Origin of the sequence: Aeromonas sobria (genome assembly GCF_000820145.1) — a bacterium.
Classification (GTDB): domain Bacteria; phylum Pseudomonadota; class Gammaproteobacteria; order Enterobacterales; family Aeromonadaceae; genus Aeromonas; species Aeromonas sobria.
The window spans coordinates 58,449-71,818 of record NZ_CDBW01000035.1 but is presented as its reverse complement, the minus strand read 5'-3'; the positions used below and the strand labels follow the sequence as shown (position 1 = coordinate 71,818).

Here is a 13,370-nt window from a genome sequence, read left to right as displayed (position 1 = left end):
CAATCTCCTGTCGTGTAATGCCAAAAAACCGCCTGCTGGCGGTTTTTTATTTTGACAGACTCGCGCACCGGCTCAGGCTCTGGGATGGTGTTCACCGTGCAGCGCCTTGAGTCGCTCGTTGGCCACATGGGTGTAGATCTGGGTGGTGGAGAGATCCGCGTGACCCAGCAGCATCTGCACCACCCGCAAGTCGGCGCCGTGGTTGAGCAGATGAGTGGCAAAGGCGTGACGCAGGGTATGAGGTGACAACTCACCATGGATACCCGCCCGCAGGGCATAGATCTTGATGCGGTGCCAGAAGGTCTGGCGGGTCATCATCTGCGCCCGCTTTGAAGGAAACACCACATCCGAGCTGGTGCCCCCCAGCAGCAGGGTGCGGGCCTCCCGGTAGTAACGCTCCAGCCAGTGCATCGCTTCCTCCCCCATCGGCACCAGCCGCTCCTTGTTGCCCTTGCCCACCACTCGCACCAGCCCCTGACGCAGGCTGACATGCTCGGCGGTGAGCCCCACCAGCTCGGAGACCCGCAGCCCGGTGGCGTAGAGCAGTTCCAGCATCGCCTTGTCCCGCAGCTCCAGCGGGTCGTCCACCAGCGGCGCAGTCAGCAGCGCGTTCACCTCGGCTTCGCTGAGATCGGAGGGCAATTTTTTCGGCAACTTGGGCCCCTCCAGCAGTACGGTAGGGTCATCGCTGCGCAGCTTTTCGCGGTTGAGATATTGGTAAAAACGGCGCAAAGCCGAGAGGAAACGAGCGGTGCTGCTCGCTGCAAACAAGTGATCCACCCGCCATGCGAGGTAGTGCTGGATCTCGTCCATCCCTGCCAACAGCAGAGAGCTGCCCTGCTCGTCGAGCCAGAACGAAAATTTTTCCAGATCGCTGCGATAGGAGCTGACCGTGTTGTCAGCCAATCCCCGCTCCAGCCAGAGGGCGTCGAGGAAGGGTTCAATCAGAGGATGGGGGTCGGGCTTGCTCATGGTGCGCTGCAATCAGGGGATCGATGGCCCATTGTAACGCGCCAACTCCTTGCAAAGACAAGGCACTTTCATTGGAAAGATAAGCCACGTTTGCCAAGCCCCTTGCCGGGCGGTGAAGGTCGAATGGCAATCTGCTAGACTGGCGCCCTCCCCTTACGTTACCCATCGTGTTGCCAACATGGCGCAGCCCACACGAGCAAGCAAGAAAGCGCCAACAGAGAGAAGAGCGATGAAGATTGGTCTGTTTTACGGTTCCACCACCTGTTACACCGAGATGGCTGCCGAGAAGATCCGCGCCCTCATCGGCCCCGAGCTGGTGGATATTCACAATATCAAGGATGTCTCCCTGCGCCGGATGGAGGATTACGAGATCCTGATCCTCGGCATCTCCACCTGGGATTTCGGCGAGCTGCAGGAGGACTGGGAGTCCCGTTGGGAAGATATCGTTGATCTCCATCTGGAGGGACGCATCGTCGCCCTGTTTGGCCTCGGAGATCAGCTCGGTTATGGCGAATGGTTCCAGGATGCCCTCGGCCTGCTGCACGATCAGCTGGTGCCCAAAGGGGTCAAGCTGGTGGGCTACTGGCCCAACGAAGGGTACGAATTCGATGCCTCCAAGGCGCTGATCGACGATGGCCACCACTTTGTCGGGCTGGCGCTGGACGATGCCAATCAATATGACCAGACAGATCCGCGCATCGAGCAGTGGGTCGAGCAGATCCTGAGCGAAATCCACGCCCTGCTCTGACGCCTTCTTCCTCCTGCCCGGGTGGCCACTTGCCCTGTGCTATGGCCGCCCGGGCGCAGTAATCGCACCGATTTTCTCAATCGGTATCATCGCGTGACCCTATAGCGACTTTTTTGTGCTGGTCTGCAACAATGGACTCGACATCCCATAACAATCAGAGCCGGGTGTCGGAAGCAAACAGACAGACCAGAAAAGGATATTCTATGACTCCATTCTCCCTGTTGGCCCCCGCCATCGCCCGTGACGTGCTCGATCACGCACTGGCACTGGGTGCCGATTTCGCCGAGTTGTTTGTGGAGCGCAAGCGCCGCAGCCAGCTCAGCCTGCTCTCCAGCCAGATAGAGAACATCAACGGCGGCCTCGATTTCGGCATCGGCGTACGCCTCTGCTACGGCTACAAGGTGCTCTACGGCTACACCAATCTGGCCAGCCGCGATGAGCTGCTGCGCATTGTCACCCTGCTGGCGGCCAAAGACCGCCGTGACCCCGTGGTGACCGCCACCGCCTTCGATTTCACCCGCTTGACCGATCGCAACCCGGTGGCACTGCCGCTGTCGGCCGACAAGCTGCTGGAGCAGAAGATCGCCTATCTGCACGCCATGGATGCGGCGGCCCGCGCCGAGAGCGGAAAGGTGAGCCAGTTCTCCGGCAACGTGCTGGGCTGGGAGCAAGAGGTGGAGATCTTCAACAGCGAAGGAGTGCAAGTAGCCGATCGCCGCCACTACAACCGCATCATGGCCCAGACCATCGCCATGGAAGGGAGCGAGCAGAGCGTCGGCTACGAGGCGCCAGGCGCCCTGATGGGCTGGGAGCATGCCGAGCGCATCGATCCCCGCGAGCTGGCCCTCACCGCCACCCGCCAGGCGCTGGTGAAACTGGGTGCAGCCCCCTGCCCGAGCGGCACTCTGCCAGTCATCATGGAGAACGGCTTTGGCGGCGTCATCTTCCACGAAGCGTGCGGTCACCTGCTGGAGACCACCTCGGTGGCCAAGAAGGCGTCTGTGTTCCACGACAAGATGGGCCAGCTCATTGCCAATCCGGTGGTCAGCGCTGTGGACGAAGGGCTGCAAAGCAACGTCTGGGGCTCCATCAACGTCGATGATGAAGGGATGGCGACCCAGCATACTCAGCTCATCAAGGACGGCGTGCTGACCGGCTTTTTGGTGGACAGAATGGGGGCGCTGAAGACCGGCTATGCCCGCACCGGCTCGGGTCGGCGCGAATCGTACAAGTACGCCCCCACCTCGCGCATGCGCAACACCTATATCGAACCGGGCAACCACAGCCTCGACGATATGCTGGCCACCGTCGAACACGGCATCTACGCCAAGAAGATGGGGGGCGGCTCGGTACAGCCCGGCACCGGCGAGTTCAATTTCAACGTGCAGGAGGCTTACCTCATCGAGCACGGCAAGATCACCAAACCGCTCAAGTCGGCCACCCTGATCGGCACCGGCCCGCAGGTGCTGAAAGAGATCTCCATGGTGGGCAGCAATCTGGCGCTGGCCGCTGGCATGTGCGGCTCGGTCTCGGGCTCGGTCCCCACCTCGGTGGGCCAACCCGCACTCAAAGTGGACAACATTCTGGTGGGAGGGAACGCCTGATGAGCCAACTCGACATGAACCTACTGCTCACCCGTCTGCTGGATAAAGTGGCTGATCTCGGTGCCGAGGCAGACATCATCGCCAATCAGGAGAAGGCCTTCTCCCTCAAGGCAGACAAGGGTGAGCTGGGTGAATACAAGGTGACCAGCAGCCAGCAACTCGGCATTCGCCTGATAAAAGAGGGCCGGGTCGGTATCGCCTACTCGGAATCCCTCGATGAGCTGGCGCTGGATGCCATGCTGCAAGACGCATTGGATGCCAGCCGCTTTGCCAAGGTGGACCCGGATCAGCGCATCTCGGTGGCCAATAGCCGGATCACCACAGATTGCGCCGAGATCAACCAACCCGACACCACGCCGGTAGAGGAGAAGATCACCCTGGCCCTGCGCCTAGAGTCGGAGATGCTGGCCATGCCAGACGTCACCGGCGCCCCCTACAACAGCTTTTTTGAGGGGGAGAGCCAGATCTGGCTCGCCAACAGTCAGGGCTCCCTCTGCCAGCACGACGAGTTCAGCGTCGGCTGCTACACCTCGGCGCTGGTCGAACGGGATGGTCGCCAGTCGATGCACTCGCAGGGGCAGTATGGCCGTCGCTTCGACGAGCTGGATAGCCAGCGACTCATCGACCAGATCTATGCCGTCGCCAGCGACTTGCTGCCGGGTGAGGCGCTGCCGGGTGGCCGCTACAGCGTCATCTTCAGCACCAACTGCTTCGCCAGTCTGTTTGGCTGCTTTCAGGGGGTGCTGTCGGGCAAGTGGGCCCAGCAGGGGATCAACCCCTGGCGGGAGAAGGTGGGGCAGAGTGTCGCCTCCCGCTGGCTCACCCTGGAGAGCCGGGTCTACATGCCGGGCGGCATGAACATCAAGGCGTTTGATGGCGAGGGAGCTGCTACCTCGGATCTGCTGCTGATTGGCGACGGCGAGCTGAAAACCCTGTTCCACAACAGCGCCACCGCCCGCCACTTTGGCGTCGCCAGTAACGGCTCGGCCGCCCGCGGTGCTCGCAGCGCCCTCGATGTCACCGCTCGCCATCTGGTGTTTGGCGCGGGTCCCCATAGCGAAGCGGAGGTGCAGAGCGGCAACTATCTGGAGCTGGTCAAGCTGGACGGTCTGCATTCCGGTGCCGATGCGGTGAGCGGCGACTTCTCCTTTGGCGCGTCGGGCTTCCTCTGTCGCGATGGCGTGCGGCTCCAGCCGGTACGCGGCATCACGGTGGCGGGCAACTTCTACCGCCTGCTGGGCGAGCTGGAAGCGGTCGGTGACACCTTGCACCACAACGATGGCAAGGGCTTCTACGCCCCGCTTATCCGTTTTGGCGGCCTATCCGTCGCCGGCAAGTAATCCCGCCCATCAATAGAGAGAGGCGCCTGATGGCGCCTCTCTCTTATTGGTAAGCTGAGTGTCGATACCTCTGACTAAATGGACGATTACGCTGCGCTAATCGTCCCTACCGGTCGGTAGATGAACCTGATGATACGTCGACTCAAGGCGAGAGCGGCTCGCGGTGATACTCGGCGCAACCACACTCGGGGCAGGTATCGAGCTGTTGGGGATGGAGCACGGTATGGCGCCAGCCACACTGGTCGCACACCATGACCCCGAGCCCCACCCAGTCACCCGCCTCATAGACGCCCTTGTGCTCCAGCTCGTCGGCCAGCTCCCGCCACTCCACTTGGGCGCGGTCGGTCACATCCGCCAACCAGGACCAGGCGGTGTCTTTCAGAGCCAGCATGAAAGCAGACTCTTCAATCTGCTCGCTATCGTCATGGCGCCCCTCGTCATAGTTGCCCAGATCCCGCTTCACATACTCGGCGATCAGGGCCAGCTCGTCCTGAGTCAGGTCGCTGGCGGCCTCCAGATAGGCCTGCACCTTGGCGATCATCCGGTTGAGGCGCTCCCCCTGGAACTGTTCAGTCTCTTGCCACTGTTTTTGCAGCTCGGCAATGAAGGCTTCGTACCCTTTTTGACGTTTGTCCATGGCTGTTACTCCTCTACTAAACCCTGATCTGGCCCGGCTTAAGGCCCGAGGGACGCTGGCGGTTGTTGCCGCCGCAGGATATGGGTATTCTATTGCGATTTCCCAGCTGATTTATCTATTCATTTCACAGATCCGGATGTCACCAATGCAAGAGCAATACGTTCCCCAATCAATCGAACCAGCAGTGCAAAAGCACTGGGATGCCAAGAAAACCTTCAAGGCCGTGGAGAAAGTAGACAAAGAGAAGTTCTACTGCCTGTCCATGTTCCCCTATCCGTCTGGTCGACTACACATGGGGCACGTTCGTAACTACACCATAGGTGATGTGATCTCCCGTTATCAACGGCTTAATGGCAAGAACGTGCTGCAGCCCATAGGTTGGGATGCATTCGGCCTGCCAGCGGAGAACGCCGCGGTCAAAAACAGCACTGCGCCGGCGCCCTGGACCTACGAAAACATCGAATACATGAAGAACCAGCTGAAGATGCTGGGGCTGGGTTATGACTGGGATCGCGAGCTGGCCACCTGCAAGCCGGATTACTACCGCTGGGAGCAGTGGTTCTTCACCAAGCTCTACGAGAAGGGTCTGGTCTACAAGAAGACCTCCTCCGTCAACTGGTGCCCGAACGACATGACAGTGCTGGCCAACGAGCAGGTTATCGACAACTGCTGCTGGCGCTGTGACACCCCGGTGGAGCAAAAAGAGATCCCCCAGTGGTTCATCAAGATCACCGATTACGCCGAAGAGCTGCTGAGCGACATCGACAATCTGGAAGGCTGGCCGGAGATGGTCAAGACCATGCAGCGCAACTGGATTGGCCGCTCCGAAGGGGTCAACATCAGCTTCGCCATCGAGGGTCAGGCTGAGCAGCTGGAGGTCTACACCACCCGTCCGGACACCTTCATGGGCGTCACCTATGTCGGTATCGCTGCCGGTCACCCACTGGCCCTGCAGGCTGCTGCCAGCAATCCGGAACTGGCTGCCTTTATCGAAGAGTGCAAGAACACCAAGGTAGCCGAAGCGGAACTGGCCACCATGGAGAAGAAGGGCATGGCCACCGGTCTCTATGCCATTCACCCGCTGGATGGCCGCAAGGTACCGGTCTGGGTCGCCAACTTCGTGCTGATGAACTACGGCACCGGCGCCGTGATGGCGGTTCCGGGTCACGACCAGCGTGACTTCGAGTTCGCCACCAAATATGGCCTCGACATCAAGGCCGTCATCAAGCCTGCCGATGGCGAGGTGGACGTGAGCGAAGCCGCTTACACCGAGAAGGGCGTACTGTTCAACTCCGGCGAGTTCGACGGTCTCGACTTCCAGGGCGCTTTTGATGCCATCGCCAACAAGCTGGAAGCCCTCGGCCACGGCAAACGTACCGTCAACTTCCGTCTGCGTGACTGGGGCGTCTCCCGTCAGCGTTACTGGGGTGCCCCCATCCCGATGCTGACCCTGGCTGACGGCACCGTGGTGCCGACTCCGGAAGATCAACTGCCGGTACTGTTGCCTGAAGATGTGGTGATGGACGGTATCCAGAGCCCGATCAAGGCTGACGCCGAGTGGGCCAAGACCACTTACAACGGTCAGGAAGCGTTCCGCGAGACCGATACCTTCGACACCTTCATGGAGTCCTCCTGGTACTACGCGCGCTACTGCTCTCCGGACTACGACAAGGGCATGCTGGATCCGGCTGCAGCCAACCACTGGCTGCCGGTAGATCAGTACATCGGCGGTATCGAGCACGCCTGTATGCACCTGCTCTACGCCCGCTTCTTCCACAAGCTGCTGCGTGACGCAGGGCTGGTGAACAGTGACGAGCCGTTCAAGCGCCTGCTCTGCCAGGGCATGGTGCTGGCCGACGCCTTCTACTACAAAGACGAAAAAGGCGGCAACGTCTGGGTCAGCCCGACCGACGTCAAGGTAGAGCGTGACGAGAAGGGTCGCATCACCAAGTCCATCGACAACGAAGGCCGTGAAGTGATCCACTCCGGCATGACCAAGATGTCCAAGTCCAAGAACAACGGCATCGACCCACAGCTGATGGTGGAGCGTTACGGCGCCGACACCGTCCGTCTGTTCATGATGTTCGCCTCGCCAGCCGAGATGACCCTGGAGTGGTCAGACTCTGGCGTAGAAGGTGCCCAGCGCTTCCTGCGTCGCCTGTGGCGCCTGACCTTCGAGCACGTCTCTGCGGGTGCCGTTGCGGCACTGGATGTGGCAGCCCTCTCCGGCGAGCAGAAAACCCTGCGCCGCGAGCTGCACAAAACCATCGCCAAGGTGAGCGATGACGTGGGTCGTCGTCAGACCTTCAACACCGCCATCGCCGCCATCATGGAGCTGATGAACAGCCTGACCAAGCTGGATACCGAGCCTCAGGATCGCGCCCTGATGCAGGAAGCGCTGGAGGCCATCGTCGTGATGCTCACCCCCATCACCCCGCACATCGGATTCGAGCTGTGGAAAATGCTGGGCAAGGGTGATGACGTGGATCACGCCGTCTGGCCAGTGGCTGATGAAGCGGCCATGGTCGAGACCGAGAAGCTGGTGGTGGTACAGATCAACGGCAAGATGCGCGGCAAGCTGACCGTGCCGGCCGAGATCAGCCAGGCAGACGTCGAGAAGCTGGCGATGGCCGATGCCTCGGTACAGAAGTTCACCGACGGTCTGACCGTGCGCAAGGTGATCTATGTACCTGGCAAGCTGCTCAACATCGTTGCTAACTGAGAAGTCACCAACTGATCATTGCCAATCTGTGACAGCAAACGGATGATAACGGCGGGCCCTGCGCCCGCCGCTCTTCCCTTCATGCAAAGAGGATTTTCTATGGGCACCATCTTCACCCGCTTGATGGCCGTCATGCTGGCAGCGCTGCTGCTGCAAGGCTGCGGCTTTCAGATGCGCGGCAACGGCATTCCGAGCGAGCTGATGACCATGAAGGTCGTGGGCGACAACAAGAGCGACTTCTACCGATTGGTCACCACCCGCCTCAAGGCCTCTGGCGTGACCCTGGCCGACAAGGAGGGCATTCCGGTGCTCACTCTGGGCGGCATTGGCGGTACCAGTCAGGTCGCTTCGGTCAACGCTCAGGGCGTCGACACTGAATATGTGCTGGGCTTCAGTACCCAGTTCACCGTCTCGGTGCCGGGCAAGCCGACCCAGGTCTTCCCCATCAACTTCAACCGCAGCTTCCTCAACAAGCCGGATGCAGCGCTCGCCTCTTCTCGTGAGCAGGAGCAGCTCAACCGCGAGATGCAGGAGCAGGCGGCCAATCAGGTGATCCGACAGTTGAGTCAGGTCAGCTTCTGATGCGGATCTACCCAGAGCAATTTGGTGACGAGTCGCAGTTCAAGCAGCCAACGCAGGCAGCTACTCTTGTGCGCCTTCATTTTAGTCAGGCAAGCTTCTGATGCGAATTTATCCCGAGCAATTTGGTGACCACCTCAAAGCAGGGCTCAGGCCCTGCTATCTCGTTTTTGGCGACGAGCCCCTGTTGCGACTGGAGGCCATCGACGCCATCCGTCAGATCGCCCGCAAACAGGGTTTCGATGAACGCCACACCTTCGTGGTGGAACAGGGGCTGGACTGGAATCAGGTCTACGATGCCTGTCAGGCCATGAGCCTCTTCTCTGCCCGCCAGATCATCGAGCTGGAACTGCCCGCCAAGGTGGACAAGGATCTGGCCGCTCGCATCAGCGAAATCGGCAAGCAGCTCCACCCTGATCTGCTGCTGGTGCTGAGTGGCGGTCGCCTTAATCAAACCCAGATGAAAGCCGCCTGGTTCGACAAGCTCTACCAGATCGGCACCTATGTGCCGGTCAACCATCCGGAGCCCAAGTTCTTCCCACGCTGGATGAGCGCACGCTTCCAGCGTTTCGGCCTCAAGGCGCTGCCGGATGCCATCAACTTCATGTGCCACGCCTATGAGGGCAACCTGCTGGCCGCCAGTCAGGAGATCGAGAAGCTGACCCTGCTCTCGCCGCCCCAGCCCATCAGTGTCACCTATCTGCAAGAGACCATTATCCGTCACGCCCACTTCACCCCGTTCCAGCTGGTCGATACCCTGCTGGAGGGGAAGGTGAACCGGGCCCAGCGCATTCTGGCCGCCCTGCGAGCCGAAGGCACCGAGCCGGGGATGCTGGCCTGGACTCTCTGCCGCGAGCTGGAGCAGCTGACCGAGCTGTCACTGGCGATGCGCAGTGGCCAGCCGCTGGGGGAGCATTTCAGCCGTCTGCGTATCTGGCAGAGCCGCCAGCAACTGATCCAGCAGGCGCTGACCCGACTTCCGTTTGCCAAGTTGCAACAACTGTGGCAACTGATGGCCCAGCTGGACGATGCCCAGCGCAGCTTCAATACCGAACAGGCCTGGCTGATGCTGCAGACCATTGCCCTCGGTTTTCGTGATAGCACCCCGCTGCCACTGGGGATGGAGAGCAGCCAGTGCTGAAGGCTCCTGTCAGCCTGCTGAAGGCTCCTATCGGTATTCTGGGCGGCACCTTCGACCCCATCCATATCGGCCATCTGCGCCCGGCCATCGAAGCCCGCGACACCCTTGAACTGGCCGAAATCCGGCTGATCCCGAACCATATCCCGCCTCACCGCGCCAACCCGTTTTGCTCCAGCGAGCAGCGGCTCGCCATGGTCAGGCTGGCGGCAGCGGAGAACCGGCATTTTGTGGTAGATGAGCGGGAGCTGCAGCGGGATAAACCCTCTTACACCATAGATACCCTGATCGAGCTGCGTCATGAACTGCCCGGTACCCCGCTCTGTTTTCTGATGGGGATGGATTCCCTGCTGAGCCTGCCAAGCTGGCACCGCTGGCAGGAGCTGCTCGACTATGGCCATCTGGTGGTGAGCGTGCGACCGGGCTGGCAACCGGATTATCCGGCCGGGGTGGCGCAGCTGCTGGCGCGCCATCACACCAGTGATGCCCGAGCGCTACACCAGCGTCTGGCTGGCCATATCTGGCTAGCGGACAACCAGCCCGTCGAACTGTCTGCCACCCGGCTGCGGGCCCTGCTGGAGGCGGGGCAAGACACCCGCTACCTCTTGCCCGAGTCGGTGGCGCACTATATTGATCAACAGGGGCTCTACCGCGCCAATCGCCGCTAGCCCCTGCCGTAATCCCGCCCCAGCCGATGGGAAACGGGAGTGACCATGATATAATCCGCCGCCCTGACGTAAGTAACAGCGCGCCGGAATAGAGGAGAGACTCATTGCAAGGCCAAGAACTGCATGCCTTTATCATCGACAAGATCGATGACATGAAAGGCCGCGACATCATCACCCTCGATGTACGCGGCACATCCACCATTACTGATGCCATGATCGTCTGTTCCGGCAACTCCAGTCGTCACGTCAGCGCCATTGCCCATCATCTGGCCAGCGAGGCCCGCCACGCGGGTCTGGATCTGCTGAGCGTAGAGGGCCAAGTGAGCGGTGAATGGGCATTGGTAGATATGGGGTCGGTGATCGTGCATGTGATGCAGGATGAACCTCGTGACTTCTACCAGCTGGAAAAATTGTGGAGCGGTGCCGCTCACGTGAACATGCAATAAAGAGCACAAGTGTAACGACGATGAAGATCCAGTTGATTGCGGTGGGCACCAAGATGCCTGCCTGGGTAGAGCATGGCTTCCAAGAGTATCGCCGCCGCTTCCCGAAAGACATGCCATTTGAACTCGTCGAGATCGGCGCCGGAAAGCGCGGCAAAAATGCCGACATTCCCCGCATCCTGCAGAAGGAAGGGGAAGCCATGCTGGCGGCCGCGGGGCGCTCGCGCATCGTCACGCTGGATATTCCGGGTAAACCCTGGACCACCGAGCAGCTGGCTGCCCAGCTGGAAGCCTGGAAGCTGGATGGCCGCGATGTGGCCCTGCTGGTCGGCGGGCCGGAGGGCTTGTCCCCCGACTGCAAGGCTGCCGCCGAGCAGAGCTGGTCGCTGTCGCCACTCACCCTGCCCCATCCGCTGGTGCGGGTGCTGGTGGCCGAGAGCCTCTATCGGGCATGGAGTATCACCACCAATCATCCGTATCACAGAGAGTGAGCATGAATCGCCAGAGTCTCACTGCTCATGACCTCGTCAACCAGAAGGTAACGGCATGTTGAAGAATCGCATCGAGATGCGCGATCACAGTGCCGAGGGCAATCTGTTCTTCCGGCGCACCCTGGTAGCCTACATCGGCATCGTCGTGCTGATGCTGGTGCTGCTGGGTAATCTCTATTATCTGCAGGTTGAATCTTTTGACACCTACCAGACCCGCTCCAACTCCAACCGTATCCGGGTGGTACCGGTGGCGCCCCCGCGCGGGCTCATCTATGACGCCAACGGCGTGCTGTTGGCAGAAAACCGTCCGGTCTACAGTCTGGAAATCGTGCCGGAAGAGACCAAAGATCTCGAGCTCACTGCCGACCAGCTGATCACCCTGCTGGGGCTGCCGGAGGGGACCAAAGAGAAATTTCTGGCCGAAGTGAAGCGTCAGCGCCGCTTCAAGCCAGTCCCCTTGTTCGAGAAACTGACCGAGTATCAGGTGGCCCTCTTCTCGGTCAACCAACACAACTATCCGGGCGCCAGCATCGAGGCCAACCTCAAGCGCTACTATCCCTTTGGTGATACCCTCACCCACGCGCTGGGCTATGTGGCCAAGATCAACACCCGCGATGTGGAGCGCCTCGACAAGGAAGAAAAACTCGCCAACTACGCGGCCACCAAGGATATCGGCAAACAGGGTGTCGAGAAATTTTACGAGGAGCAACTACACGGGGTCGCAGGCTATCAGGAGGTCGAGGTGAACAACCGCGGCCGGGTCGTCCGCACCCTCAAGTTCCAGCCGCCCACTCCCGGCAAGGATATCTACCTCAATATCGACATCCGGATGCAGCTGAAAGCCCAGCAAATACTGGCGGGCCAGCGTGGTGCCATCGTGATGATGAACCCGCAAACCGGCGCCATCATCGCCATGGAGTCGAGCCCGAGCTACGACCCCAACCTGTTTGTCACCGGTATCTCCAGTGCCAACTACTCGGGACTGCTCAACGATCCGGCACGTCCCTTGGTGAACCGCACCACGCAGGGCATCTATGCACCCGCTTCCACCGTCAAACCCATGATGTCCATCATGGGGCTCAACGAGGGGGCCATCACCCCCAACTATCGTTACTTCGGTGGCCCGAGCTTCTCCATTCCGGGCACCACCAAGAAGTTCCGTGACTGGCGCCGCTGGGGTCATGGCTGGCTCGATGTCTATCGCGCCATCGAGGTCTCGGCGGATACCTATTTCTACGATCTCGCCTATCGGGTCGGCATCGACAAGATCCACAGCTACATGACCAAGTTCGGTTTTGGTCAGTACAGTGGGGTCGACCTCTATGAAGAGACCAAAGGGGTGATGCCGTCCCGTGACTGGAAAATGGCCCGCTGGCGCCAGCCCTGGTATCAGGGGGACACCATCTCCATCGGTATCGGTCAGGGTTACTGGAGCGCAACGCCGATCCAGCTGGCCAAGGCGATCAGCATCCTGACCCAGAACGGCCATGATGTGACCCCCCACCTGCTCAAGAGCACTGCCTCGCTGGCGGAGGTAGTGAATGCCCCTATCAACCCGAATATCGCCCTCAAAACCAAAAGCGACAGCTATTGGCAGGTTGCCAAAGAGGGGATGTGGCGGGTGAACCAGGGCAAGGAAGGGAGTGGCCGCCACGCCTTTGCCAACACCCCCTATGCCTCCGGGGGCAAGTCGGGCACTGCGCAGGTGGTCAACATGAAAGAGAATCAGGTCTACAACGCCAAGAACATGAAGGTAGAGCACCGAGACAACGCCCTGTTCGTCGCCTTTGCTCCCTTTGATGCACCTAAAGCGGTAATAGCACTGGTACTCGAGAACGCAGGCGGCGGCAGTAAAAATGCAGCGCCGGTGGCGCGCGCCATGCTGGATGCCTACTTGCTCCCTCCGGATCCGCAACTGCCACCGGCACCGACGCCGACCACGCCGTCCCAGCCGAGCGAGGTCAGCCCCAGTGAGTAACGCCACCCGCCAGCAAGGCTGCGGACATCAATCAGATGTCCATCGGCCGC

Annotated in this window: 12 protein-coding genes; 10 read left to right on the top strand and 2 right to left on the bottom strand. The window is 60.5% G+C overall.

Going from position 1 to position 13,370, the window contains the following annotated elements:
- Positions 1–72: 72 nt before the first annotated feature.
- Entirely contained in the window at positions 73–972 is a 900-nt protein-coding gene (xerD, locus tag BN1135_RS15930) for a site-specific tyrosine recombinase XerD (RefSeq protein ID WP_042022938.1), read from the bottom strand.
- 229 nt (positions 973–1,201) lie between these two features.
- On the opposite strand from xerD, the gene fldB reads away from it, so the two are divergent.
- The 3 genes from fldB to BN1135_RS15915 all read left to right on the top strand — a co-directional run bounded on the left by fldB (position 1,202) and on the right by BN1135_RS15915 (position 4,664).
- Positions 1,202–1,720, top strand: a complete 519-nt coding sequence (gene fldB / locus BN1135_RS15925; protein WP_042022826.1) for a flavodoxin FldB — start codon at positions 1,202–1,204, stop codon at positions 1,718–1,720.
- A 203-nt stretch (positions 1,721–1,923) separates the two neighbouring features.
- Complete coding sequence (locus BN1135_RS15920) at positions 1,924–3,324, top strand: TldD/PmbA family protein (RefSeq protein WP_042022825.1); 1,401 nt, start codon at positions 1,924–1,926, stop codon at positions 3,322–3,324.
- Positions 3,324–4,664 (top strand): TldD/PmbA family protein, encoded by a 1,341-nt coding sequence (locus tag BN1135_RS15915; RefSeq protein ID WP_042022823.1) that lies wholly within the window; start codon positions 3,324–3,326, stop codon positions 4,662–4,664. Before BN1135_RS15920 ends, BN1135_RS15915 begins: the two co-directional genes overlap by 1 nt.
- Positions 4,665–4,806: 142 nt before the next feature.
- Here BN1135_RS15915 and BN1135_RS15910 read toward each other — a convergent pair whose 3' ends face one another.
- Positions 4,807–5,301, bottom strand: coding sequence for a zinc ribbon-containing protein (locus BN1135_RS15910; protein ID WP_042022821.1), 495 nt, complete (start codon positions 5,299–5,301; stop codon positions 4,807–4,809).
- A 145-nt stretch (positions 5,302–5,446) separates the two neighbouring features.
- On the opposite strand from BN1135_RS15910, the gene leuS reads away from it, so the two are divergent.
- The 7 genes from leuS (at position 5,447) to mrdA (ending at position 13,320) form a co-directional block, all read left to right on the top strand.
- Positions 5,447–8,023, top strand: a complete 2,577-nt coding sequence (gene leuS, locus BN1135_RS15905; protein ID WP_042022819.1) for a leucine--tRNA ligase — start codon at positions 5,447–5,449, stop codon at positions 8,021–8,023.
- A gap of 99 nt (positions 8,024–8,122) precedes the next feature.
- Positions 8,123–8,605, top strand: a complete 483-nt coding sequence (locus BN1135_RS15900) for an LPS-assembly lipoprotein LptE (RefSeq protein WP_042022816.1) — start codon at positions 8,123–8,125, stop codon at positions 8,603–8,605.
- Between the two features lie 100 nt (positions 8,606–8,705).
- On the top strand, positions 8,706–9,743 hold the full coding sequence (gene holA, locus BN1135_RS15895; protein ID WP_042022813.1) for a DNA polymerase III subunit delta: 1,038 nt from the start codon (positions 8,706–8,708) through the stop codon (positions 9,741–9,743).
- A 14-nt stretch (positions 9,744–9,757) separates the two neighbouring features.
- Complete coding sequence (gene nadD / locus BN1135_RS15890) at positions 9,758–10,408, top strand: nicotinate-nucleotide adenylyltransferase (RefSeq protein ID WP_042022937.1); 651 nt, start codon at positions 9,758–9,760, stop codon at positions 10,406–10,408.
- 104 nt (positions 10,409–10,512) lie between these two features.
- Complete coding sequence (gene rsfS, locus BN1135_RS15885; protein WP_042022811.1) at positions 10,513–10,854, top strand: ribosome silencing factor; 342 nt, start codon at positions 10,513–10,515, stop codon at positions 10,852–10,854.
- 20 nt (positions 10,855–10,874) lie between these two features.
- Positions 10,875–11,342, top strand: coding sequence for a 23S rRNA (pseudouridine(1915)-N(3))-methyltransferase RlmH (gene rlmH / locus BN1135_RS15880; RefSeq protein ID WP_042022810.1), 468 nt, complete (start codon positions 10,875–10,877; stop codon positions 11,340–11,342).
- 55 nt (positions 11,343–11,397) lie between these two features.
- Positions 11,398–13,320 carry a penicillin-binding protein 2 gene (gene mrdA / locus BN1135_RS15875; RefSeq protein ID WP_042022808.1) on the top strand — a complete coding sequence of 641 codons (1,923 nt, stop codon included), beginning with the start codon at positions 11,398–11,400 and terminating at the stop codon, positions 13,318–13,320.
- Positions 13,321–13,370 lie beyond the last annotated feature (50 nt).

Excerpts from the sequence above, each read along its gene's own strand:
- BN1135_RS15920 (WP_042022825.1), top strand. The coding sequence starts at position 1,924 with ATGACTCCATTCTCCCTGTTGGCCCCCGCCATCGCCCGTGACGTGCTC.
- xerD (WP_042022938.1), bottom strand. The coding sequence starts at position 972 with ATGAGCAAGCCCGACCCCCATCCTCTGATTGAACCCTTCCTCGACGCC.
- fldB (WP_042022826.1), top strand. The coding sequence starts at position 1,202 with ATGAAGATTGGTCTGTTTTACGGTTCCACCACCTGTTACACCGAGATG.
- holA (WP_042022813.1), top strand. The coding sequence starts at position 8,706 with ATGCGAATTTATCCCGAGCAATTTGGTGACCACCTCAAAGCAGGGCTC.
- rlmH (WP_042022810.1), top strand. The coding sequence starts at position 10,875 with ATGAAGATCCAGTTGATTGCGGTGGGCACCAAGATGCCTGCCTGGGTA.
- BN1135_RS15900 (WP_042022816.1), top strand. The coding sequence starts at position 8,123 with ATGGGCACCATCTTCACCCGCTTGATGGCCGTCATGCTGGCAGCGCTG.
- leuS (WP_042022819.1), top strand. The coding sequence starts at position 5,447 with ATGCAAGAGCAATACGTTCCCCAATCAATCGAACCAGCAGTGCAAAAG.
- BN1135_RS15910 (WP_042022821.1), bottom strand. The coding sequence starts at position 5,301 with ATGGACAAACGTCAAAAAGGGTACGAAGCCTTCATTGCCGAGCTGCAA.
- mrdA (WP_042022808.1), top strand. The coding sequence starts at position 11,398 with ATGTTGAAGAATCGCATCGAGATGCGCGATCACAGTGCCGAGGGCAAT.
- BN1135_RS15915 (WP_042022823.1), top strand. The coding sequence starts at position 3,324 with ATGAGCCAACTCGACATGAACCTACTGCTCACCCGTCTGCTGGATAAA.